Raw genomic sequence first — 24,477 nt, 5'->3', positions numbered from 1 at the left:
GGCGGGACATGAGAAACGGTCAGAATAACAACAAGCGGATGCGTAACCGGAACAATAATAATAATAATAACAATAACAACCGGCGCGGCCAGAACCCGATGACACGGGTTTTCGAATCCAACGGCCCCGACATCAAGATCCGCGGCACCGCCTCTCACGTCGCCGAAAAATACGTCCAACTCGCCCGCGACGCTCGCTCATCCGGCGATCCCGTGGCCGCCGAAAACTACTATCAACATGCGGAGCATTATTTCCGCCTGATCGCCGCAGCGCAGGAACAGTTTCGCCAAAGCCAGCCGCAGCAACAGCCGCGAACCGACGTCGATGTCACGGATGAAGCAGGTGACGACGACAGCGAGAACTACTCGAATTTTGGAGCGGAGCCCGGCTTCGTTCCGGTTCAGCAACCGCGTGACAATCATCAGCGCGAGGCGCAGCCCTACCAGCGCGATCAGCAGCAGCCCCGAGAATACCGTCAGCCGCGGCCGGCGATGGAGCCTGCCGACAATGGCGGCGTCGATCGCCTCCCGTCGTTCATTACGGGATCTCAGCCGCAGGTGAATGGCGGCCGGTTCGAAGGCAACGGCCATCAGGGCGGCGAGCGCAGCGACCGCTTCCCGCCACGCCGTCGCCGACGTCCGCATGGCCCGCGTCCGGACGGCATGGTGCAGCCGCCGGCTCCGAGCGAGGACTTCAATCCCGGCAACGAATAGCGATTCACCTCACCTCTTCTGGGCGGGTGAACCATTCGGATCACGATCGGATATCTCACTCCTCGGCGTTACACGAGGACGGCGCGAGCGTTGGCTGCAACACCGGGATCAGCCGGCTGTGTTCCCGTTTCGCGGCAATGGGCCGGTAAACTTGCTTGGTCGCCTCAACGATGTGAACGCCGGCAAACGGCAGCGACAGTGCCGCGCCGATGCGCTCCCACGCCGCGGCGGAGCGCAGGAACCAGCCGCCATTGATCGGCGGGACGAATAGCGCCTCGCCCCAGGCGGACGGCGTGAACCATGTCTGCCGCAGCAGTTGAGTGATCTGCGAGCGCGAATAAGGCTGACCGTGGCCGAACGGCGTCGTATCGGTACGGGTCCAGATACCCCGGCGATTGGGAACGATCACCATCATTCGGCCAGCCGGCGAAAGAATTCGCCACACCTCGCGCAGGAGACTTTCCGGATCGTCCGACACTTCCAGCGCATGAACCAGCAGGATTCGGTCTGCGACCGCGTCCTGCAGCGGTAACGAAAATTCATCGACCAGGGTCGCCAGCGCCGGCCGCGCCGTCGGCCATTTCAAGACGCCCTGGGCCGCCGGCATCAAGGCGATACAGCGCTCGCACTCCTCGCGGAACAGACCGAGGTAAGGAGTGGGATAGCCAAGGCCGACCACGCACTGCCCCTCCAAACTCGGCCAGTGTGCATGAATGGCGCGATTGATCAGCCGCCGGGCCACCATGCCGAGACGTTGCGCGTAGAAATCACGAAGGTCGATGACGTCGATCGCCATGTCCACATCTACCATGTTGCCGGCAGGCCGGGCACCCCCGCCCTGCCGATTTGTGCAATCGTAAACTGCCGTTAACGGCTTGTTTCGCCACGCAATTGCCTATGCTATAGCGTCTCCGAGCGAGCATGTCTTCGGGATCGACCTGAGGATGTCTACGGATCCCGCAAGATCAAGATAACGTGTCAAAACAAAAGCTCGAGCGGCTCGATCCCCTCAAAGCCGGAATAGTTCTAGTCTGGCTTTCCCGGAGTTCGCGTCATTTTTCCCACAAGTCCGACGAACGACCTTCGCGGCCGGGACACTCGCGTCGACCTCTCGGACTCACGGAGACGACATGACCGCCGACATCCGCCTGTTCACCTGCCTCACCGATAATTTCGGCGCGCTGATTCACGACCCCGCAACTGATGCGACCGCCGCGATCGACGCGCCGGACGCCGAACCGATCATCCAAGCGCTGGATCGCGAAGGCTGGATGCTGACCGATATTCTGGTCACCCATCATCACAGCGATCATGTCGGTGGCATCACGAAACTGAAACAGAAATACAACTGCCGGGTAGTCGCACCGCATGACAGGGGCGCCGGAATCGCCAACGTCGATCTGCGAGTCGGCCAGGGCGACATCGTCAAGGTCGGAACGCTGCTGGGACGCGTGCTGGAAACGCCCGGTCACACGCTGGACCATATCAGTTACGTGTTCGACGACGAGAAGGTGGTCTTCGCCGCCGATACCCTGTTCTCGATCGGCTGTGGCCGGGTTTTCGAGGGCACCTATCCAATGATGTGGGACTCGCTTTTGAAGCTGCGCGCGCTGCCCGATGATTTCCGGCTCTATTGCGGCCACGAATACACCGCATCAAACGTGAAATTCGCGCTGACCATCGAGCCGAATAATCCGGTTCTCAAGGCCCGCGCCGAGGAGGTCACGCGGCTGCGCGCCGAGGGCAAGCCGACGGTGCCGACGCTGATGGGCGAGGAAAAGAAGGCCAACGTGTTCCTGCGCGCCGACGATCCTGCGGTGGCGGCCGGCGTGCACATGAAAGGAGCCAGCGGAGCCGACGTGTTCACCGAGTTGCGCGAACGCAAAAACAAGTCGTGAGCGCATGATGTTCATGCCCGCGCCGGGCCGACACCGCCAGCTAAAATAACGTGCGCTGTCGCATCGCCGCCGACAGCGTCCCTTCATCGAGATAGTCGAGTTCACCCCCCACTGGAACGCCGTGGGCGAGCCGCGTGACCTTCACGTTGGCGTCGCCAAGCAGATCGGTGATGTAATGCGCTGTGGTCTGGCCGTCGACGGTCGCGTTCAGCGCCAGGACGATTTCCGCTACACGCGGATCGTGCGCCCGCGACACCAGCGCATCGATCGTCAGGTCCTGTGGACCGACGCCATCGAGCGGTGACAGCGTCGCTCCCAGCACGTGATAGAATCCGTTGGTGGCGCCGGCGCGCTCCAGCGCCCAGAGATCCGCCACATCGGCAACCACGACAATGATAGACGGATCGCGCCGGACATCCGTGCATACCGTGCAGGGGCTGCGGGTGTCGATGTTACCGCAGGTTTCGCAGACCCGGATCCTGTCGATCGCAACCTGCAGCGCGCCTGCCAGAGGCGTCATCAACGCCTCGCGTTTCTTGATCAGATGCAACGCCGCCCGCCGCGCCGAGCGCGGGCCAAGCCCCGGCAGCCGCGCAAGCAACTGGATCAAACGATCGATCTCAGGTCCGGTGACGGCGGTCGGCATCTCTTAGGGCTTCCGAATCCGAAATTCGCCAAAGTGCGCTGCGCCCCTTCGCGAATTTCGATTCGAAGGACACTAGCGCCTTTTTCGCTTCTGACAGAATCAGAAACATGGCTCTATGATTAATCTGACGCGTCTTCTTCACGCGCACCTGAGTGGTCCGATTTCAACATTCGCATCGTGCGACCGATCACGAGAACCCCAGGCCGGGCGGCAGACCAAGCCCGCCGGTCAATGTCTGCATCTTCTCCTGCATTGCGACTTCCGCCTTACGGCGCGCATCGCCAAGCGCGGTCACGACAAGATCTTCGAGAATTTCACGTTCGTCTGGCTTAATTAGAGACGGATCGATCGAGATCCCCTTGACGTCCATCTTGGCGGTCATCCGCACAGTGACAAGACCACCGCCAGACGTGCCCTCGACCTCAATGTGGTCGAGCTCGTCCTGCATCGCCTTCATCTTAGATTGGAATTGAGCCGCCTGCTTCATCATGCCGAGAAAATCAGCCATCAAAAAGTTCCTTTTCTTGCTGGAGCCTTTCCGCTTCCTGGTACCAGAAGCGGAAAAGCCCTAATCGTTGCTGTCGAGATCGTCAGCCGGCTCGTCAGGAGCGGCATCGGAATCCGGCGAGGACAAAGCGAACTTGCGCACCTCGACCACTTTGGCGCCGGGAAAACGCGCCAGCACATCCTGCACGCGCGGATCGGCCTCAGCGGCGCGCTCCCGCTCGTTTTTTTGCAGCAACGCCTGGGAGCGCAATGTCGGCTGGCCCGGCTCGTTGGAAACGATCACCGTCCAGCGCCGGCCTGTCCACTGTTCCAGCTTGCGCGAAAGATCGTTCACCAGCGTGCGCGCCGCACTGCGCTCCAGCGCGATCTCAAGCCGGCCGTCGTCCATCCGGACTAACCGCATGTCGGCCTCGAGCGCCGCCTTGATAATCAAATCGCGTTTTTCGCCGGCGAGCGCCACGAGTTCGGTAAAGCTTTCGATGGCCGTCGCCGGACTCGCATCCGCTCTATCGGCCACCGGCGCGATGGCTTGCGGGCGAGCCGGTTCTGCTGCGGCGCGCGGCGACAATGAACGCGCAGCCGACGATCGGGCGGATGATACCGATCCTGAGCTCGATCTGGGCGGCGCGGCGTTGTTCGGGACAACTGGCGATTCGCCGCCATTGCGATCCAACATCCGGATCGCCTCATCGGGCGGCGGAAGGTCCGCGACATAGGCGATGCGCACCAGCACCATCTCGGCCGCGGCCGCCGGCCGCGTCGCGCCCTGAACTTCTGCGATTCCTTTCAGCAGCATCTGCCACATCCGCGACAACACGCGCATCGACAGTTTTACGGCAAAATCGCGAGCGCGCAGACGCTCCGTTTCCCCGAATGAGACATTGTCGGCGATCGCCGGAACGATCTTGACGCGGGTTACGAAGTTGACGAACTCGGCCAAATCACTGAGCACCACGACCGGATCGGCACCGGTATCGTACTGGTCGCGAAACTCGCCGAATGCGCTCGCGATGTCGCCTCGCGCCAGTGCCTCGAACAGATCGATGACCCGCGTACGGTCAGCAAGCCCCAGCATTTGCCGTACAGCATCGGCCCGAACCACGCCAGCCGCATGGGCGATGGCCTGATCGAACAGCGACAGGGAATCGCGCACCGAGCCTTCGGCCGCCCTCGCCACGATGCCGAGCGCCTCCGGCTCCACCTCGACGTTTTCTTTCGCCGCGATATTGGCGAGGTGCGCCATCAGCACCTCAGCTTCGACACGTCGGAGATCAAACCGCTGGCAGCGCGACAGAACCGTCACCGGAACCTTCCGGATCTCGGTGGTCGCGAACACGAATTTCGCGTGCTCTGGCGGCTCCTCCAGCGTCTTCAGGAACGCATTGAAGGCCGCCGTCGAAAGCATGTGAACTTCGTCGATGATATAGACCTTGTAGCGAGCGCTCGACGGCGCATAGCGCACGCTGTCGTTGATCTGCCTGACGTCATCGACGCCGGTATGCGAGGCCGCGTCCATCTCCAGCACATCGATATGCCGGCTTTCCATAATGGCCCGACAATGAACGCCGAGTTCCGGCATCCGAATCGTCGGTCCTTGCACCGAGCCGTCCGCAAGCTCGTAGTTCAGTACGCGGGCAAGAATACGCGCGGTGGTGGTTTTTCCCACACCGCGCACGCCGGTCAGGATCCAGGCCTGCGGAATCCGCCCCGTTTCGAACGCATTGGACACCGTGCGCACCAGCGCCTCCTGTCCGATGAGGTCGTCAAAGCTGGAGGGGCGGTATTTGCGCGCCAGCACCCGGTACTGCGCGCTCGTTTCCGATGGCATCATGCCGAGGTCGAGGCCGGTTTGACCGGCGGCGTCATCGGGGAGCGTTGAGGGATGGCCAGCATCGGTCATTGAGCGATCCGCAATTTTCTCTCTCGAAGCCGGCTTGCGGAACAACGAAGCGAACCTTCGGACTGCGCCTATCCGGCGCTGGCAAGATTTCCGAAAAACATGGTTCGCCCAAAAGAGGTAGGAGACTGACGAGCGACCCGATCCGGACCTCGTTAGGGCTGCTTCCTTCCGGATCTGACCCGGTTGGCGAGTGGCTCGTCCACCGCCAATCTCCCAATTCCTATTTGGGGCCAAAAGCCCAGGAAAGCAAGCAGCGAGGGCGCCCCCGGAACGAGCCGTCTGAACCATTGACCTCGGCGGATCGCCACGCCAGTTTGCATTGGCCGTCCTCAAAAAGTGTCCGCGAACGATGTCCGAAGCCTGGTCGCTTCATCCGCAGCTCGAGGAAGACACGGTCTCCATCAGCGACCTGCCGCTCAGCCGTCTGCTGCTGAGCAAGGATGCCAGCTATCCCTGGCTTATTTTGGTGCCAAGACGGGCTGGTGCGATCGAGATCATCGACCTCGATCGCGATGACCGCGCACACCTGATGACGGAGATCTGTCAGGCGTCAGAAGCGCTCAAGGACATCACAGGTTGCGACAAACTCAACGTGGCCGCGCTCGGCAATCAGGTGCCCCAGCTTCACGTCCATATCATCGCGCGTCGCAAAGCAGACTTTGCATGGCCCCGCCCGGTCTGGGGCGTGGCGCCCGCGCTCGCATACAATGCAGCAGAACTCGACGCATTCTTGGATGCTATCAGGCGCAGGACAGGGCTCGGCGAGACCATTGTCAGAATTCCGGCCGACGGAACCTGAGCAAAACCTGCCGGTTTAACCGCTTGTCCCAATCTTCTTCATTGGCAAGGATTTCCGCATGATGAAAAAGCCACGCATCCTGTGTATCGGCATGCCAGTGCGCGACCTGACCTTTCACGTGCAGGGCCTCCCGAAACGCGGCTTGAAGATCGGCGCCGAGCGCTTCGAGGAAATCGCCGGCGGCAACGCATTCAACGCGGCGATCGCCATTTCCCGGCTCGATGGCGGAGTGGCGTTTTGCGGCCCCATGGGGGACGCCGGCGAAACATCCAGCCGCTACATCTTCGACAAGGCGGCAGAGCTCGGCATCGCGATGCAGGACATCGTTCACATGCCAGGTCTGGTGACGCCGATCTCTACCGTCATGATCGATCCGGGCGGCGAGCGAACCATCATCACCTTCCGCGATCCCGAATTGTGGAAGGTGCGCTTGCCCGAGGCTGACAGGATGCTCAGCGATTGCGACGCCATCCTTGCTGAAAGTCGATGCGCGGCATTCTGCACAGATCTTTGCGCTGAAGCGCGGCGGCGCGGCATCCCGGTCGTGATCGATGTCGATTCCGCCATTTCAATGCGCGAGGGTCTGCTCACAGCATCCTCACATCTGATTTTCTCAAGTGAAGCCCTTCAGGCTACTGCCGACATCGCCGACGACGTAGCGGCATTGCAGAAGCTCGCCAAGGTCACTCCATCCTTCCTGGCCGGAACGCGCGGCTCTCAAGGAACAGTGTGGCGCGATCCGAATGGCGGCGGCCTCCGCCAGACCGCCGCCTTCCCCGTCCACACCGTGGACACATTGGGCGCCGGAGACGTCTTCCATGGCGCATTCGCTCTCGCCATGACCGAGAATCAGGGTCTTGAAGACGCACTCAGGTTCGCCTCCGCCGCGGCCGCCATCAAATGCACCCGTTTCGGCGGCGCCTTCGCCTGCCCGCAACGTGCTGAAGTGGAAGCCTTTTTGGAGCACGGCGGTTCGAATTAACCCAAGCCCCCGCTGACGACACTTGCATTGGAATATTTTTCTATATATGAGCTTGAACACCCTCAATATTGGAATAATGTTCTAGCCATGAGCGATCTTGCCCTTCAGACCATTGAATCCGGTCGCCGCCTCGACGCCATCGACCGCAAGATTCTCACCGTACTCCAGGAGGACGCATCCCTGTCGGTAGCCGAGATCGGCGACCGGGTCGGTTTGTCCTCGACGCCCTGCTGGAAGCGTATCCAGCGGCTCGAAGCCGATGACATCATTCTGCGCCGCGTGGCGCTGGTCGATCAGAACAAGATCGGGCTCGGCATAACAGTGTTCGTATCGGTTGAAAGCGGCGACCACTCGGATACGTGGCTAACAACCTTCGCCAATGCGGTCCGCGCGATGCCCGAGGTGATGGAACTCTACCGCATGGCGGGCGACGTCGATTACATGCTGCGCGTCGTGGTCGCCGACATGGCGAGCTACGACCTCTTTTACAAGAAGCTGATTAGTTCGGTCGCGCTGAAGAACGTCACCTCCCGATTCGCGATGGAGAAGATCAAATCGGTAACGGCGCTGCCGGTGCCGGCAGCAAGCGCGGTGTAGCGATTTCAATCGGGATACGCGGTTTCACCCGTGTATTCCTGACAATCAAATCTTCTGATTGTATTCGCCGACCTCGGGATGGGTACGCAGCACGCTGTCCATCACCTCGAACATATCGCGCATCCGCTGCTCGGAGACCGGGCTTTCAACCACCACAACAAGCTCTGGCTTGTTCGATGACGCCCGCACCAACCCCCAGCTTCCATCCTGCGCCGTCACCCTGATGCCGTTGACGGTGACAAGATCGCGGATCGGCTGGCCGGCGATCTTGTCGCCGTTGGCCTTGGCCGCCTCGAAATGCTTCACCACGCTGTCAACGATGCCGTACTTGGCCTCGTCGGCGCAATGCGGCGACATGGTCGGCGAGGACCAGGTTTTGGGCAAGGCGTCCTTCAGATCCGCCAGCGATTTGCCGGCGGCGCGATCGAGCATCTCGCACACAGCGATCGCCGAGATCAGTCCGTCGTCGTAACCGCGGCCCATCGGCGCGTTGAAAAAGAAGTGCCCGGATTTTTCGAAACCAGCGAGCGCGCCGAGCTCATTGGTGCGCCGCTTCATGTAGGAGTGGCCGGTTTTCCAGTAGGTCGTCCGCGCGCCCTGCTGCTGCAATACCGGATCAGTGACAAACAATCCTGTCGACTTCACATCGACCACGAAATGCGCATCCTTGTGGATCGCCGACATGTCGCGCGCCAGCATCACGCCGACCTTGTCGGCGAAGATCTCCTCGCCGGTGTTGTCGACCACGCCGCAGCGATCTCCGTCGCCGTCGAAGCCGAGACCGGCGTCGGCCTTGTGTTCGAGCACCGCGTCGCGGATCGCGTGCAGCATCTTCATGTCTTCGGGATTGGGATTGTACTTCGGAAAAGTGTGATCAAGTTCGGTATCCAGCGGGATCACCTCGCAGCCGATCGCCTCCATCACCTGCGGTGCGAAGGCACCGGCGGTACCGTTGCCACAGGCCACCACGACCTTCAGCTTGCGCTTCAGTTTCGGCCGTTTCGTCAGATCAGCGATGTAGCGCGCCGGGAAACTGTCGTGAAACTCATAGGAGCCGCCCGCCCTGGTGGCGAAGGCAGCGCCGAGCACGATTTCCTTGAGTCGCGTCATCTCGTCTGGCCCAAACGTCAGTGGCCGGTTGGCGCCCATCTTGACGCCGGTCCAGCCATTGTCGTTATGCGAGGCCGTCACCATGGCGACGCAGGGGACGTCGAGCTCGAACTGCGCGAAGTATGCCATCGGCGTCATGCAAAGTCCGATATCGTGAACCTTGCAGCCCGACGCCAACAGACCGGAGATCAGCGCGTACTTGATGGAGGACGAATAGCTGCGGAAATCGTGACCGGTGACGATCTCCTTCTTCTGGCCGAGTTCGCCGATCAGCGTGCCAAGGCCCATGCCCAGCGCCTGGATGCCCATCAGGTTGATTTCCTTGCCGAACAGCCAGCGCGCGTCATATTCGCGAAAGCCGGTCGCCTTCACCATCGGCTCGGATTCATAGGCATAGGTGTTCGGTGCCAGAACGGGTTTCGGCTTCGGAAACATGCGGATGGGCCTCTCAAGGAAAGGACATGACATAAGGAAATGCAGCGCTGGCGATACCACTGCTGCTGGAATGCGGGAGCTAGAACTATTCCTGCTTTGATGACATCAAAGCAGGGCTCAAGCTTTTTATTTTAACGCGTTTTCTTGACGCGAACCGGTACCCACTTCGCTTAAAAACGCTACAGGTCTGTGAACGGCAATTGCGGCATAATTCGCGACGGCGAAACAACACGCGTCAGCCCCGACGCCGACGCCGAATTACTGTTCCAGCATCATCCGCCCGTTCGCGAATTCGAAGCGCTTGAGTTTAGACAAAAAAGATAAACCAAGAAGATTTTCCGACAGCGCTTCGTCGGGCAGCACCATGGCATCGACATCGCGCACAATGAGACCGCCGATGTCGACCATGGCGAGCCGGGTACGCGCCGCCTTGAGCTTGCCGTTGGCCGTGGTCACCGTCGTCGTGTAGTCGTTCTGCGAGGGCCGCACGCCGAGCCGCGCGGCCGAGCTTTCGTTGAGCGCGACGACGGAGGCACCGGTGTCGACCATGAAGCCGATGCGCTGGCCGTCGATTCGGCCTTCTGTCTGGAAGTGGCCCCGGCCGTCGCGTGCAATGCTAATGCTGCGGATTCCAGCCTGGGCATTATCCTGAAGCGCGGCGAACGCCATCGGCTGCGTCGACGTGGTGGGCCGCGCGGCTGCGGTCGTGGTCATCTCGTCGGCCAGTTGCGCCATATAGGAGCCGGCACCGATCAGAAGCGCGGCAAGAATTATCAGATTACGCATGGCGCACACTCACTGACAAATGACGACGCGGCGATCTCGCGACCGCCACCAGCCGGCTACGAGCAATGGCGAAGCTGCTATTTGTGCCAAAAGGATGAGCGAAGCGTTAACACGCGCGCGGAGCTGTGGGCCGATCGGGAAAACCTATAGCGTTTTGGAGCGAAGTGGATGACTTCGCTAGCGACCATCTTCCGTCGTCAAGGCGAATGCCACGACCGCATAGCGCCTGTGGATCAGCATCAATAGTTCGGTCGGTGACGAGGACCGCCCAGCGCGACGCCACGAGATGTCGAATGAGCAATCGATCCATCCGTCATCGCGGCGCTTGGCTTCCGCAAAACTAGCCCGGTAGCCCACTTCTTGGGTCATCACAGGCAGTTCGATGACCGCCCGCATCTGCGTATCGTCCGCGACGATCAACCGGGCCCTGCGTTCACGGGGAATGAAATAGTCGACCCACTTGAGCGCCCCCAGAGTCATGACGGCCAGTGCAGTGGCAGTCATGCCGAGCGCGAGTTGACCTCCACCCAGCGCGAGCCCGATCACGGTCATCAGCCACAGCGTCGCCGCGGTGGTGACGCCGGCGATGAGGTCACCCTTCTTGAAGATGGTGCCGGCGCCGATGAACCCCACGCCGGTCAAAATGCCGAGCGGCAAACGCATGACGTCAATCTGGACAAAGGACTCAACCGTTTTGCCGCTGGTCGATAGCAGAATGTTCGCCTGGATCATGGCGATCGAAGCAGCAAGACCGACCAGAATGGTGGTGCGAAATCCGGCCGCATGCCCTTGCACGCCCCGGTCAAACCCCACGATGCCCCCCGCAACCATTGTCAGAGCGAGACGGATCGCGATATCCGACCAGGTCGGGTGCAGAGGCATGTCCATGAAGGGCCTCAAGGTGGGTCACGGCGCGAGACGTCACGTCAACGCCTCATCAATGGCACGAGTTCCCCGCTCAATCGGCCCCTTCAGGTCCCGCGCGGCTTAACCCGCCGTGTCGGCGGCGCATTCGCCGGATCGTCCGGCCAGGGATGCCGGGGATAGCGCCCGCGCAGATCAGAACGAACGGCGGCATAGCTGCCGCGCCAGAAGCCCGGCAGGTCGCGCGTCACCTGCACCGGGCGATGCGCCGGGGAGAGCAATTCCAGAACCAGCGGCACCTTGCCTTGCGCGATCGACGGATGCGTCGTCAGGCCGAACAATTCCTGCAATCTGACGGCGATGGTCGGCCCCTGCTCGGCTTCGTAGTCGATCGCGAGCATCGTGCCAGTCGGCGCCTCAAAATGGGTCGGCGCCTCGCGCTCTAGCCGCGCGCGCAAACTCCAAGGCAACAACGCCATCAGCGCTTCCGACAGATCGCCGACCGAAAATTCCGTCAAAGCGGTCTTGTCGAACAGCGCGGGCGCCAGCCACATGTCGGTTGTGGCCACAAGCCCGGCATCGGACAGGTCCGGCCACTCCTCGCCTTCCGCCGCGCGCAGGAACATGACCCGGTCGCGCCATTGCTTGAGCGGCTTCGACCACGGCAAGCGATCCAGGCCTGCTCCTATCAATCCTTCGGCGAGGATGCGCGCTGTCGTAACCGACGGCACGACCGCCACCGGCGCTTCGGCAAGCGTGATCGCATGCAGCCGCTTGCGCCGCCGTGCCCGCAAACTCATCGCCGCGCGATCGAATGAGATCTCCTCGTCGGTCTCGATCTGGCCAGCGAAGCGCGATTCGATCTCCGCCTGCGCGATCGGTGCAGCCAGCAAGATACGGCCGTTGGCTGCGGTACCGGTCAGTTCAGCAACCGCGATAAAAGGCGACCGCGCCAGCGCCGAGGCCTGATCGGCCGACGCGCCGCGGCCGTTGGCGAGCACGAACGACCCGTTGCCGCGATTGCGCGCCACGCGATCGGGAAACGCGAGAGCGAGCATCACGCCGCTGGAAGGAAAGGTTTCTCCCTCCCCACCAGAGACCGGAGGGGTAACAGGCGCCGCTACCTGCGACGCCCACCGTTCCGCAAGCTGCCTCGCGCCGGTGGCGCGTGGCGAGCGGTCGCGGCGAAAACTATCGAGCCTCGCATCGAGATCGACGCTGTCGCCGCCCAGACCCCGCTCGGTCAGCACCGCCGCAATGTCCGCAGCCTCCCGGCCTGCGCCGAGACGATGCGCGCCCACGATCATGCGCGCGAGCCGCGGGGGCAGCGCCAACGCGCGCAAACTTTTTCCTTCGTCGGTGATGCGGCCATCGGCATCCAGCGCGCCCAGCTCGCGCAGCAGGTTTCGCGCCTCGTTCAACGCGGGAGCAGGCGGCGGATCGAGAAACGTCAGTGTGGCGGGATCGTGCACACCCCATTGCGCGAGATCGAGCACCAACGACGACAGATCGGCTGAGAGGATCTCGGGCTGGGTATAAGCGGACAGCGAGGCGGTCTGCGGCTCGTCCCATAGCCGATAACATACACCAGGCTCCGTGCGGCCGGCGCGGCCCCGGCGCTGGTCTACCGCGGCGCGCGAGGCACGCATGGTTTCCAGCCGCGTCAGGCCGATGTCAGGCTCAAAGCGCGGCACCCTCGCCATGCCGGAGTCCACCACGATGCGGACGCCCTCGATGGTCAGCGAGGTCTCGGCGATCGATGTGGCCAGCACCACCTTGCGACGCCCACTCGGGGCGGGCGCGATGGCGCGATCCTGCACCGCGGCGTCGAGCGCGCCGAACAGCGGCACGATCTCAACGGATGCATCGTGAACCCGTTCAGCGAGCATATTTTGCGTGCGCCGGATTTCGGCCGCGCCCGGCAGGAACGCCAGCATGGAGCCTGTATCGGTGCGCAGCGCTGTCGCGATCGCGTCAGCCATCTGCCGCTCCAGCGGCGCATCCACCTTGCGGCCAAGATATCGCGTTTCAATCGGGAAGGCGCGGCCCTCGCTTTCGATCACCGGCGCGCAGCCAAGACGTTTTGCGATCCGCGCACCGTCGATGGTCGCGGACATCACCAGGATGCGCAGATCTTCCCGCAGTCCGGTCTGGACGTCGCACGCCAGTGCGAGCCCGAGGTCTGCGTCGAGCGAACGCTCATGAAACTCGTCGAACAGGATCGCGGCAACGCCGTTCAGTTCGGGATCGTCGAGGATCTGCCGCGAGAAGATCCCTTCGGTGACGACCTCGATACGCGTTCTGCGCGAGATCTTGGAGCCGAAGCGCACGCGATAGCCCACGGTCTCGCCAGCGCACTCGCCCAGCGTCTGCGCCATCCGCTCCGCGCTGGCGCGCGCCGCGATCCGGCGTGGCTCCAGCACGACGATCTTCCTGCCGGCGACCCAGGGCGCATCGAGCAGTGCCAACGGCACCCGCGTCGTCTTGCCAGCTCCCGGCGGCGCCACCAGCACCGCGGCGTTGTGCGCAGCAAGTGTGCGCCCAAGTTCGCCGAGCACGGCGTCGATCGGAAGCGGGTTGGCGAATGTTTCCGTCAAGGATTAGGTCTGCGCGTACGGCATGGTAACGGGAAGACCGTCCTATAGCGTTTTCGAGCGAAGTGGATAACCGGTTCGCGTGGGGAAAACGCCCCAGATCAGAATGATAGAGCCCCGCTTCTGATTCCATCAGAAGCGGAAAGGCTCTAGCGCACCACTTACCAAACGGCCAGGCGATACCTCTGTCCGATCACTTTTCCGGGAAACCGGCACATTATTTGATTGGTGAAAGGAGAACGCAACCGATCCGCCTGTAAACAGGCCCCATCGCGCCGAAAAGAGACAACCATGACCGGAAACGGCACAGCTGCGCAGAAAAACGAACGGGTCGACTGGGTCGACTATGCCAAGGGCATCTGCATCATCATGGTGGTGATGATGCACTCGGTGCTGGGCGTTGAGGCCGCAGCCGGACAGACCGGCTTCATGCACCTCGTGGTCGAATTCGCAAAACCGTTCCGGATGCCGGATTTCTTTTTGATTTCCGGCCTATTCCTGCCGCTCGTCATTAACCGGGACTGGCGCACCTACCTCGACCGCAAGGTCGTGCACTTCTTCTACTTCTACGTTCTGTGGACCGCGATCCAGTTCGGCTTCAAGGCCCCCCACTTTGCCGCCGAGGTGGGCTGGCCGGGCGTCGTCCATCTCTATCTGATGTCGTTCATCGATCCGTTCGGCACGCTGTGGTTCATCTATCTGCTGCCGGTGTTCTTCGTGGTCATCAAGGCCACGCGCCGGATCGCGCCTTGGGCGATCTGGGGCGCTGCGGCGGCGCTCGAGATGACGCACATCTCGACCGGCTGGACGCTTATCGACGAATTCGCCGCTCGCTTCGTCTACATCTATTCCGGATACCTGTTCGCGAACTACGTATTCGCATGGTCGGCCCGCGCCCGCGCTTATCCGGGATTGACGCTGGCGGCGCTTGCGCTGTGGGCTGTTGTCAACGGCGGCCTGGTCCATACTGGCTTCAGCGAATGGCCGATCGTTTCGCTCGCGCTCGGTCTCGCCGGCGCCAGCGCCATCATCGCCGTTGGCACGTTGCTTGCGAAAATGCGCTGGCTGAACGCCGTGCGCTATTGCGGCGAGCACTCGATCGTCATCTATCTCGCGTTCTTCCTGCCGATGGCCGCCTCACGCACGATCCTGCTGAAAGCAGGTTTGATCCAGGATGTCGGCTTGATCTCTCTGATCGTCACCATCGCCGGCGTGATCGGCGCGGTGCTGATCTGGTGGGCCTGCCACAACACGCGGGCGAACTTCCTGTTCGAGCGTCCTGACGCCTTCTGGATCGCGCCGAAGAAACGAGCCTCCGCGATTCAGGCGGCGGCCGAATAATCCGGCTCGGTCGCCCGGTCAACCCGAAGCCCCTGCGATTTTTGTCGGTCATGAGAACGCCGCGGGGGTGCCATCAGCGGGAAAACTCCTTAAGTTGCGGCCATGCCGAAGAAGCCCGCCGCCAAGCCCACTGCCGCGATCGACGCAGCCGAGATCCCAGCCGCCATCCCCGCGACGATTCCTGCGGCGAAAGCTGAAGCTGGGACCAATATGCAGGGACAGCACGTCTTTCTGGTCGACGGCTCCTCCTACATCTTCCGCGCTTATCACGCTCTGCCGCCGTTGAGCCGCAAATCCGATGGGCTGCAGGTCAACGCGGTGCTCGGCTTCTGCAATATGCTGTGGAAGCTGTTGCGCGACATGCCGAAGGACGACAAGCCGACACACCTCGCGATCATCTTCGACAAGTCCGAGGTCACGTTCCGCAACAAGCTCTATCCCGACTACAAGGCGCATCGGCCGCCCGCACCCGACGACCTGATCCCGCAATTCGCGCTGATCCGCGAGGCGGTGAAAGCGTTCGACCTGCCCTGCCTCGAACAGATCGGCTTCGAAGCCGACGACCTGATCGCGACCTATGTGAGGCAGGCGTGCGAGCGTGGCGCGACCGCGACCATCGTATCCTCTGACAAGGACTTGATGCAGCTCGTCACCGACTGCGTCACCATGTACGACACCATGAAGGACCGCCGCCTCGGCATACCTGAAGTGATCGAAAAGTTCGGCGTGCCGCCGGAGAAGGTGGTCGAGGTGCAGGCTTTAGCCGGCGACAGCGTCGACAACGTGCCGGGCGTGCCGGGCATCGGCGTCAAGACCGCCGCGCAACTCATCACCGAATATGGCGACCTCGAAACGCTGCTACAGCGCGCCGGCGAAATCAAGCAGCCGAAGCGGCGCGAGACGCTGATCGAGAATGCCGAAAAGGCCCGCATCTCGCGGCAGCTCGTATTGCTCGACGACAAGGTCGCGCTCGATGTGCCGCTGGACGACCTCGCGGTGCAAGAGCCCGACGCCCGCAAGCTGATCGCCTTCCTGAAGGCGATGGAATTCACCACGCTGACAAAACGCGTCGCAGACTATTCCGAGCTTAACGCGGCCGAGATCGAGCCGGACAGAAAAAATGCCAGCGGGGCCTCTTCGACAGCGCCCAAGGCGTCCGGAGCCGCCGTCACCGGCGATCTGTTCGGTAGCGGCGATAGCGTCGTGAAAAGCACGCCGATCATCAAGGCAAAGGCGACGGGCGACGCGGAGATCAAAACGCCTGCGGCCCTTGCCGCCGCCCGTCTTGAAGCGGTGCGCAAACTGCCAGTCCAGCGTGACACCTACGAAACAATCCGCACGCTAGAGCGGCTGCAGGACTGGATCGCCCGCATCGATAACAACGGCAGCTTTGCCTTCGAAGCCCTGACGCCGACGATTGATCCCATGCAGGCCGAATTGTCGGGCCTCACTCTGGCTCTCGCGCCGAACGATGCATGCTACATCCCGCTCAGCCACAAACAGGCCGGCGACGGCGCCGGCCTATTTGCCGCCGGTCTTGCGCCCGGTCAGATCGCGGTCCGCGATGCGCTGGAGATCCTGAAGCCGATCCTTGAATCCAGCGGTCACTTGAAGATCGGGCTCAACGTCAAGTTCAGTGCCGTGCTGCTCGCGCAGCATGGCATCATCATGCAGAATCAGGACGACGTCGAACTTATCTCCTACGCGCTCGATGCCGGGCGGGGCTCCCACGATCTTCAATCGCTGGCACAACGCTGGCTCGGGCACACCGCTCTGAGTTATGGCGAACTGACCGGCAGCGGCAAGAACAAGCTTGCCTTCGATCAGGTGGCGATCGATCGCGCCACGGCCTACGCGGCGGAACATGCCGACCTCACCTTGCGGCTGTGGCAGGTCTTAAAGCCACGGCTGGTCGCCGAGCGCATGAATGCGGTCTACGAGACGCTGGAACGGCCGATGGTCGCGACGCTGGCGCGGATGGAGCGGCGCGGCATCACCATCGACCGGCAGGTGCTGTCACGCCTCTCGGGTGAATTCGCGCAGACCGCGGCCCGGCTGGAAGCCGAGATCCAGCAACTTGCCGGCGAGCCGATCAACGTCGGCAGCCCGAAGCAGATCGGCGACATCATGTTCGGCAAGATGGGCCTGGCCGGGGGCAGCAAGACCAAGACCGGCGCGTGGTCGACCTCGGCGCAAATCCTCGATGAACTCGCCGAGCAGGGCCACGCCTTCCCGCGCAAGATTCTTGACTGGCGACAGGTGTCCAAACTGAAATCCACCTATACCGACGCGCTGCCCGAATACGTTCATCCCCAGACCAAGCGCGTGCACACGACCTATGCGCTCGCCGCCACCACCACCGGCCGATTGTCGTCGAACGAGCCGAACCTGCAGAACATCCCGGTGCGCAACGAGGAGGGACGAAAGATTCGCCGTGCCTTCATCGCGGTCCCCGGACACAAGCTGGTGTCAGCCGATTACTCTCAAATTGAACTGCGGCTGCTTGCGGAAATCGCTGATATCCCGGTGCTGAAGCAGGCGTTCCGCGACGGCCTCGACATCCACGCCATGACCGCATCGGAAATGTTCGGCGTGCCCGTAAAGGGAATGCCCGGCGAAATCCGCCGCCGGGCCAAAGCCATCAACTTCGGCATCATCTACGGTATCTCGGCTTTTGGCCTCGCCAATCAGCTCGGCATCCCCCGCGAAGAAGCAGCCGCCTATATCAAGAAGTATTTCGAGCGCTTTCCCGGCATTCGCGCCTACATGGATGCGACTCGCGATTTCTGCCGCGAGCACGGCTATGTCACGACCCTGTTCGGCCGCAAATGCCATTACCCCGACATCAAGTCGCCGAACCCCTCGCATCGCGCCTTCAACGAGCGCGCCGCGATCAACGCGCGCCTGCAGGGGTCGGCTGCCGACATCATCCGCCGCGCCATGGCGCGGATGGACGATGCGCTCGCGGCGAAGAGGCTGTCCGCACGGATGCTGCTGCAGGTCCATGACGAGCTGATTTTTGAAGTGCCGAACGAGGAGGTCGCGGCAACGCTGCCGGTCGTACAGCATGTGATGCAGGATGCGCCATTCCCGGCGGTATTGCTGTCGGTGCCATTGCAGGTTGACGCCCGCGCCGCCGATAATTGGGACGAGGCACATTAGGACCGTCCCAACGGCGTGACCTGGCAAGAACACAACAAGAACCGCACGACGGCGCTGATAGCTGCACACGCTGTCTTCGACTCGGAACGTTTCGCCGCTCGTGATATTGAATCCCTTTCTGCAGTTTTCAGCCCGTTGCGTATGGAGTTTTCGATGGCCCCGCGTGCTAACTGGAAGGGCTTTTTACGTCTTTCGCTCGTGACCTGCCCGATAGCCCTGTTTCCGGCGACCTCGGAGTCCGAGAAGGTCAGCTTCAACCAGATCAATCGCAAGACCGGGCACCGTATCAAGTATCAGAAGGTCGATGCCGAAACCGGCGACGAGGTCGACAACGACGATATCGTCAAGGGGTACAAGATCGATACCGATACGTATCTCGAAGTGACGAAGGACGAACTCGACAACATCGCGCTGGAGTCCACCCACACCATCGATATCGACCGGTTTGTGCCGCGCGCAGAGATCGACGATCTTTATATCGTCAGGCCGTATTATCTGGTGCCGGACGGCAAGGTCGGACACGATGCCTATGCCGTGATCCGCGACACCATCAAGGCGACGGGCAAGGTCGCGCTGGCTCGGGTGGTGCTAACCAATCGCGAGCACGTCATTGCTCTTGAAGCGCGTGACAACGGGTTGGTCGGCCTGCTGCTGCGCTACGCTTACGAGGTACGCGAGGCATCGGACTATTTCGACGACATCAAGGAGGCGACGATCACCAAGGACATGCTCGATCTCGCCAAACATATCGTCGAGCAGAAGTCCGGCCGCTTCGAGCCGACCGCCTTTAAGGATCATTATGAAGCGGCGCTGCTGGACCTGATCGAGCAGAAGAAGGCAGGCCACCCGATCGCAAAAGCCAAGGTCAAGACCGAAGGCAATGTCATCAACCTGATGGATGCCTTGCGGCAGAGCCTGAAGGGCGGCAAATCTGCGCCGGCCGTGACCAAGGCAACTCCTGCGAAGGGCAAGAAGTCCAGGAAGCGTATCGAAGGCCAGCGCGAGATGCTGTTTCCGATCGAGGGCAAAAAGGCCGCCGCGAAGGAGGCTAAGCGGGAGCCTGCGAAGCGTCCGGCCAAAACTGCGAAGACATCGACGGCGAAGGGCTCCACCGCGAAACGCAAGGCCGGTTAACCGGCCGCACCGATGCGCAAACTAATCGCCTTCGACGACGAGACCATGGCGGCGCTGACGCAGCTCGGCCGCGATCGCATGGCGACCCTTCAGGATCTGGCCGACGAGGCTTTTGCCGACCTCTTGAAAAAGCATGGCGTGCCGATTGATCTCAAGGATGCCCTGCGGAAGAGTGCGGGCGTCGGAAAGAAAAAGGCGTGACGCCGGCAGCACTCTTACGCTTACCGGGCGTTGCCGACGTTTGATCCTTGATCGGAGCCGTCGCCGTGCCATCCCGAAAGCTCAGCACCTACCGCAAGAAACGCGACTTTTCGAAAACCGCCGAGCCGAGCGGCGCAGCGCGCGTCGCGACCTCACAGCAGCGGCGCTTCGTCATCCAGATGCATGACGCCACACGGCTGCATTACGACTTCCGTCTCGAATATGACGGAGTGTTCAAATCCTGGGCCGTGACGCGCGGCCCCTCGCTCGACCCAACCGAGAAACGTCTGGCGGTCGAGGTGGAGGATCACCCGCTCGACTACGGCGACTTCGAAGGCACCATCCCCAAAGGCCAATATGGCGGCGGCACGGTGGAAATCTGGGATCGCGGCTACTGGTACGCCGAAGACCCGGCGAAAGGCCTCGCCAAGGGCGACCTTAAATTCGCGCTGATGGGCGAGAAGCTCAAAGGCGAATGGGTGCTGGTGCGCATGAAGCATGACCGCAGCGGCGGAAAGCGCACCAACTGGCTGCTGATCAAACACCGCGACGATTATGCCAGACCCGGAAGCGGCGAAGACGTGCTGAATGACGACCGCTCCGTCGCGTCCGGGCGTACACTGAAGCAGATCGCGGATGGCAAGGGCAAAGCGCCGGAGCCTTTCATGATGACCAGGCAAATCGCCGGCTCTGACGCGGTTTGGGATTCGAACAAGGGCGCTGCCGCGGAGGCGCGCGCGACAAGAACGCGCGCCAAACCTGCATCAGCCCGCAAGCAGGCGCCGAAGACAAAAGCCAAGACCCAAACCAGCAAGGCCCGCGCGATCAAAGGCGAGATGCCGGACTTCGCCGGACTTCAGCTTTGCGAAACGGCAACGCGCCCGCCATCGGCGGAGGGCTGGGTGCATGAAATCAAGTTCGACGGCTATCGCATCCAGATACGGATCGAGAACGGTGACGTGACGCTCAAAACCCGCAAAGGCCTCGACTGGACCGACAAGTTTTCAGCCATCGCAAAGGCGGCCGCGAAACTGCCAGACGCCATCCTCGACGGCGAGATCGTCGCGCTCAACGCAAAGGGCGATCCGGATTTCTCGGCGATGCAGGCCGCGCTGTCCGAAGGCAAGACGGATGCGCTGGTGTACTTTGCTTTCGACCTTCCGTTTGCCGAAGGCGAGGATCTGCGCCCGCTGCCGCTGCTGACGCGCAAGGACCGGCTTCGCAAGCTGCTCGGGCGCTCTGCAAGATCCGACCGCGCACCGATCCGCTATGTGGAGCATTTTGACGTGAACGGCGAACAGATGCTCGCATCCGCCCGCGACGCCGGCCTCGAAGGCATCATCTCCAAGCGCGCTGACGCGCCCTATCGCGCCGGCCGTGGCGGAAGTTGGCTCAAGATCAAGAGCCGGCCCGGCCACGAGGTGGTTATCGGCGGCTGGAAAATCACGAATGGGAAATTCCGCTCGCTAATGGCGGGCGTCTATAACGGCGACCACCTCGTCTATACCGGCATCGTCGGCACCGGCTACGGCCGCGATACCGTGAAACGCATCATGCCGGCATTGAAAGCCGCGGCCGCATCGAAAAGTCCTTTCACCGGCAAGAATGCGCCGGCCGGCGGTCGCAACGTTCATTGGCTGAAACCTGAACTGGTCGCCGAAATCGAATTCGCCGGTTGGACTGATGACGGCATGGTCCGGCAAGCAGCCTTCAAAGGGCTGCGCGCAGACAAGCCGGCGCGCGAGGTCCGGGCGGAAATGCCGGCCCGTGCGCCCGCCCCACGGTTCAACAAGGCACGACTCGACAAGACAAAGCTCAACGCAACGCAGCCCAACGCGCAAGCCACACCAGCAGCGAACACCGACACGACCAGATCGCGGCAACCTCGCACGACTGCGGCGCGCGATCGCTCGACGGTGATGGGCGTTGTGATCTCGCATCCGGATAAAGCGCTATGGCCGGATGCGGGGGACAGGCAGCCGGTCACCAAGCTCGATCTTGCCACCTACATGGAAGCCGTGGGCGGCTGGATGATCGGCCACATCCGCGGACGGCCGTGTTCGATCGTGCGCGCGCCAGATGGCATCGACGGCGAGACGTTCTTCCAGCGCCACGCCATGCCGGGCCTGTCGGATCTGGTCACGCAAGCGAAGGTGTCGGGCGACCGAAAGCCTTATCTGCAGATCGACCGCGTCGAAGCGCTGGCGGCGGTGGCGCAGATCGGCGGTATCGAATTGCATCCGTGGAATTGCGCGCCCAACGAATACACGGTGCCGGGACGGCTGGTATTCGACCTCGATCCCGCGCCGGACATCGCATTCCCCGACGTGATCGCTGCGGCCAAGGACATGAAGCAGCGGCTCGAGGCGCTCGGGCTAGAAACGTTCTGCAAGACCACCGGCGGCAAGGGGCTGCACGTCGTCACGCCGCTTGCAATCAAGCAAAAAGACGGATTGAACTGGAAGCAAGCCAAGATGTTCGCCCAAGCCGTCTGCGAACAAATGGCCGCTGACGCACCCGATAAATATCTCATCAACATGTCGAAGAAGCAGCGCGAGGGAAAAATCTTTCTCGATTATCTTCGCAACGATACCAAATCGACGGCTGTCGCGCCGCTGTCGCCGCGCGCGCGTCCAAGCGCCACTGTATCCATGCCGCTGAACTGGTCTCAGGTGAAAGCCGGTCTCGATCCTAAACGTTTCACACTCCGCACCGCGCCATATCTCTTGAAAAAGAGTAAGGCGTGGGCGGACTATGACAAGGCCGCGCGTCCGCTAACCACCGCAATCAGCAGGCTCGTACGATGACGAACATGACATGTAGTAGCCGAAGGGTCGCGCTGCTCGGCATTCCCATCGACATGGGCGCATCGCAACGCGGCACCTTGATGGGGCCAGCAGCACTGCGGACCGCGGGAATCAAGCCGGTGCTGGAAAACCTGGGCATCGACGTCCTGGATCATGGCGACATCTCCATTGCTCAGGTCGTGCCGGCAACCGACCCAATTCCCGCGAAGGCCAACAACTACCGCGATATCCAGGCATGGGTCCGCGCACTCAGCCCGCGCGCTTATGATCTGACGAAGTCCGGCGCGATCCCGATCTTTCTTGGCGGCGACCACAGCCTCTCGATGGGTTCGATCAACGGCGTCGCACGCTATTGGCATGAACAAGGACGCGAGTTGTTCGTACTTTGGCTCGACGCTCACGCCGATTACAATACGCCGCTGACGACCATGACCGCGAACATGCACGGCATGTCGGCCGCTTTTGCGTGCGGCGAGCCCGGGCTTGATGGGCTGCTCGGCGACGAGCCGCGCTCAGCCATCTCGCCAGCGCATCTGGACCTGTTCGGCATCCATTCGATTGACCCGCTCGAGAAGAAGCTGGTGCAAGACCGTCGCATCGCGGTCGCTGACATGCGCGCGATCGATGAGTTCGGCGTGTCCGTATTGATTCATCGCGTCATCGAGCGAGTGAGGGCACACAATGGCGTCCTGCATGTCAGCTTCGATCTCGACGTCCTGGACCCCGGCATCGCGCCCGGCGTCGGCACGACCGTTCCGGGAGGAGCGACCTATCGCGAGGCGCATCTCGTCATGGAACTGCTATACGATTCCGGACTGGTCCGTTCGGTCGACATCGTCGAACTCAATCCGTTTCTCGACGAACGCGGGCGAACCGCGCGGGTCGCGGTGGAATTGATCGCGAGCCTGTTCGGGCAGCAGATCACCGACCGCCCGACTCCGAGCAATGCGCTGGAGCCGGATAGAATCTGAACACGCGCGGCAGTCTTGCGGACATCATGCAAATGCGGTCGTAACCGCGCGTCCGACGGCCGCGATGACAGCGTTTTGCCGATCCGCCGAGGCGGTGGCGCCCGTGAGATAGGCCGTCACAATAAACGGCGCCCGATCCGGCGGCCAGATCACAGCGACATCATTCGCTGTTCCCCGGTCGCCGGACCCGGTTTTGTCGCCGACGCGCCACGCGGCCGGCAATCCGGCGCGCAGGCGCTTGCCGCCAGTCGTATTGGCGGCGAGCCAGCCCGCGAGTTGAGCGCGCGACTCCGCCGACAGCATGCCGTCCAACACCAACGCCCGCAAATCGGAGGCCATCGCGTTCGGTGTCGTGGTATCGCGCGGATCGCCTGGCAGCGCTTCATTGAGTGCCGTCTCGGCGCGGTCGAGACGCGTCATGTCGTCGCCCAGACCCCGCACAAAAGCGGTCAGGCCCTGCGGGCCGCCAATGCTCGCGAGCAGCAGATTTCCCGCGGTGTTGTCGCTGAGCGTAATTGCGGCCTTGCATAGTTCTGCGACGGTCATGCCGTGCGGGCCGACGTGCTTCTGCGTCTCCGGCGAATGGGCCGCGAGATCGGTCTCACTGAAATAAATCCGCCGCGAGAGATTTTCCTTGCCGGCATCGACCCCTTGAAGAACGGCGCCCGACGCTAGCACCTTGAAGGTGCTGCACATTGGAAACCGCTCGTCCATCCGCTGGCCGACGCGCTGGCCGGTGCTGGTATCGAGCAGCGTGACACCCAGCCGCCCGCCGCCGCTTTCATTCTCCAGCCTTTTCAATTCGTCGACAAACTTCTCATGCAATGCCGAAACCGCCCGGGCTCGGCCAGCCCGGCCCATGACGACCAGCCCCGCCAGACCCGCACCCGTCGCACGCAGCAATCGTCGTCTGCCGATCATTTTTTAATCGTCCTCATATTTTGCTGTGCCGAGATAGTTAGATATGCCGTAGCGCGGCGTAACTATCGAAGAATGGGTGGGCGAGCATCGAACCACTCTTCAAGATATC

The 24,477-nt window shown here is 62.1% G+C and carries 20 protein-coding genes and 1 other RNA gene; 11 read left to right on the top strand and 10 right to left on the bottom strand.

Annotated elements, in window-relative coordinates; genetic code table 11:
* Window positions 1-8 precede the first annotated feature (8 nt).
* Entirely contained in the window at window positions 9-713 is a 705-nt protein-coding gene (locus tag ACZ5IL_RS02395; RefSeq protein ID WP_079445442.1) for a DUF4167 domain-containing protein, read from the top strand.
* 55 nt (window positions 714-768) lie between these two features.
* On the opposite strand, the gene ACZ5IL_RS02390 is transcribed toward ACZ5IL_RS02395, so the two are convergent.
* Window positions 769-1,509: a class I SAM-dependent methyltransferase gene (locus ACZ5IL_RS02390; RefSeq protein ID WP_464594942.1), complete on the bottom strand. Its 741-nt coding sequence runs from the start codon at window positions 1,507-1,509 to the stop codon at window positions 769-771.
* A gap of 334 nt (window positions 1,510-1,843) precedes the next feature.
* Here ACZ5IL_RS02390 and gloB point away from each other — a divergent pair, with 334 nt between their 5' ends.
* Window positions 1,844-2,611 (top strand): hydroxyacylglutathione hydrolase, encoded by a 768-nt coding sequence (gene gloB, locus ACZ5IL_RS02385; RefSeq protein ID WP_425907681.1) that lies wholly within the window; start codon window positions 1,844-1,846, stop codon window positions 2,609-2,611.
* A gap of 40 nt (window positions 2,612-2,651) precedes the next feature.
* Here the strand turns inward: gloB and recR are convergent, their stop codons facing one another.
* From recR to ffs, 4 genes are all read right to left on the bottom strand, one after another.
* Window positions 2,652-3,257: a recombination mediator RecR gene (recR, locus tag ACZ5IL_RS02380; RefSeq protein WP_464594941.1), complete on the bottom strand. Its 606-nt coding sequence runs from the start codon at window positions 3,255-3,257 to the stop codon at window positions 2,652-2,654.
* Window positions 3,258-3,444: 187 nt separating this feature from the next.
* Entirely contained in the window at window positions 3,445-3,765 is a 321-nt protein-coding gene (locus tag ACZ5IL_RS02375; RefSeq protein ID WP_079445438.1) for a YbaB/EbfC family nucleoid-associated protein, read from the bottom strand.
* A gap of 60 nt (window positions 3,766-3,825) precedes the next feature.
* Window positions 3,826-5,664 carry a DNA polymerase III subunit gamma/tau gene (locus ACZ5IL_RS02370; protein ID WP_464594939.1) on the bottom strand — a complete coding sequence of 613 codons (1,839 nt, stop codon included), beginning with the start codon at window positions 5,662-5,664 and terminating at the stop codon, window positions 3,826-3,828.
* 117 nt (window positions 5,665-5,781) lie between these two features.
* Window positions 5,782-5,878, bottom strand: an RNA gene (ffs, locus tag ACZ5IL_RS02365) — signal recognition particle sRNA small type.
* A 135-nt stretch (window positions 5,879-6,013) separates the two neighbouring features.
* Between ffs and ACZ5IL_RS02360 the strand changes: the two genes are divergently transcribed.
* The 3 genes from ACZ5IL_RS02360 (at window position 6,014) to ACZ5IL_RS02350 (ending at window position 8,042) form a co-directional block, all read left to right on the top strand.
* Entirely contained in the window at window positions 6,014-6,463 is a 450-nt protein-coding gene (locus ACZ5IL_RS02360; RefSeq protein WP_464594937.1) for an HIT domain-containing protein, read from the top strand.
* 58 nt (window positions 6,464-6,521) lie between these two features.
* Entirely contained in the window at window positions 6,522-7,445 is a 924-nt protein-coding gene (locus ACZ5IL_RS02355) for a sugar kinase (protein WP_464594936.1), read from the top strand.
* 87 nt (window positions 7,446-7,532) lie between these two features.
* Window positions 7,533-8,042, top strand: coding sequence for an Lrp/AsnC family transcriptional regulator (locus ACZ5IL_RS02350; RefSeq protein ID WP_079445434.1), 510 nt, complete (start codon window positions 7,533-7,535; stop codon window positions 8,040-8,042).
* A 45-nt stretch (window positions 8,043-8,087) separates the two neighbouring features.
* Here the strand turns inward: ACZ5IL_RS02350 and ACZ5IL_RS02345 are convergent, their stop codons facing one another.
* From ACZ5IL_RS02345 to hrpB, 4 genes are all read right to left on the bottom strand, one after another.
* On the bottom strand, window positions 8,088-9,587 hold the full coding sequence (locus ACZ5IL_RS02345; protein ID WP_079445433.1) for a phosphomannomutase/phosphoglucomutase: 1,500 nt from the start codon (window positions 9,585-9,587) through the stop codon (window positions 8,088-8,090).
* A 258-nt stretch (window positions 9,588-9,845) separates the two neighbouring features.
* Window positions 9,846-10,373, bottom strand: a complete 528-nt coding sequence (locus ACZ5IL_RS02340; protein ID WP_464594935.1) for a TIGR02281 family clan AA aspartic protease — start codon at window positions 10,371-10,373, stop codon at window positions 9,846-9,848.
* A gap of 177 nt (window positions 10,374-10,550) precedes the next feature.
* Entirely contained in the window at window positions 10,551-11,261 is a 711-nt protein-coding gene (locus tag ACZ5IL_RS02335) for an MgtC/SapB family protein (RefSeq protein ID WP_464594933.1), read from the bottom strand.
* 83 nt (window positions 11,262-11,344) lie between these two features.
* The gene (gene hrpB / locus ACZ5IL_RS02330) at window positions 11,345-13,834 is read right to left on the bottom strand and encodes an ATP-dependent helicase HrpB (RefSeq protein WP_464594931.1); all 2,490 of its coding nucleotides are present in this window, start codon (window positions 13,832-13,834) and stop codon (window positions 11,345-11,347) included.
* Between the two features lie 288 nt (window positions 13,835-14,122).
* Here hrpB and ACZ5IL_RS02325 point away from each other — a divergent pair, with 288 nt between their 5' ends.
* The 6 genes from ACZ5IL_RS02325 to rocF all read left to right on the top strand — a co-directional run bounded on the left by ACZ5IL_RS02325 (window position 14,123) and on the right by rocF (window position 23,447).
* Window positions 14,123-15,172 (top strand): acyltransferase family protein, encoded by a 1,050-nt coding sequence (locus ACZ5IL_RS02325; RefSeq protein ID WP_464594930.1) that lies wholly within the window; start codon window positions 14,123-14,125, stop codon window positions 15,170-15,172.
* Window positions 15,173-15,274: 102 nt separating this feature from the next.
* Entirely contained in the window at window positions 15,275-18,334 is a 3,060-nt protein-coding gene (polA, locus tag ACZ5IL_RS02320; RefSeq protein WP_464594928.1) for a DNA polymerase I, read from the top strand.
* Between the two features lie 153 nt (window positions 18,335-18,487).
* Window positions 18,488-19,468: a non-homologous end joining protein Ku gene (gene ku / locus ACZ5IL_RS02315; protein WP_464594926.1), complete on the top strand. Its 981-nt coding sequence runs from the start codon at window positions 18,488-18,490 to the stop codon at window positions 19,466-19,468.
* Window positions 19,469-19,480: 12 nt separating this feature from the next.
* Window positions 19,481-19,669, top strand: coding sequence for a hypothetical protein (locus ACZ5IL_RS02310; RefSeq protein ID WP_425907659.1), 189 nt, complete (start codon window positions 19,481-19,483; stop codon window positions 19,667-19,669).
* A 65-nt stretch (window positions 19,670-19,734) separates the two neighbouring features.
* The gene (gene ligD, locus ACZ5IL_RS02305) at window positions 19,735-22,476 is read left to right on the top strand and encodes a DNA ligase D (protein ID WP_464594924.1); all 2,742 of its coding nucleotides are present in this window, start codon (window positions 19,735-19,737) and stop codon (window positions 22,474-22,476) included.
* Window positions 22,473-23,447 carry an arginase gene (rocF, locus tag ACZ5IL_RS02300; protein WP_464594923.1) on the top strand — a complete coding sequence of 325 codons (975 nt, stop codon included), beginning with the start codon at window positions 22,473-22,475 and terminating at the stop codon, window positions 23,445-23,447. The genes ligD and rocF overlap by 4 nt, the downstream gene beginning before the upstream one ends.
* Window positions 23,448-23,471: 24 nt before the next feature.
* Here the strand turns inward: rocF and bla are convergent, their stop codons facing one another.
* Window positions 23,472-24,368 carry a class A beta-lactamase gene (gene bla, locus ACZ5IL_RS02295; RefSeq protein WP_464594921.1) on the bottom strand — a complete coding sequence of 299 codons (897 nt, stop codon included), beginning with the start codon at window positions 24,366-24,368 and terminating at the stop codon, window positions 23,472-23,474.
* Between the last annotated feature and the right edge of the window lie 109 nt (window positions 24,369-24,477).

This window comes from Nitrobacter sp. CN101 (assembly GCF_055390255.1).
The sequence above is the reverse complement of the archived record's forward strand: the minus strand, read 5'-3'. Positions and strand labels throughout refer to the sequence as shown.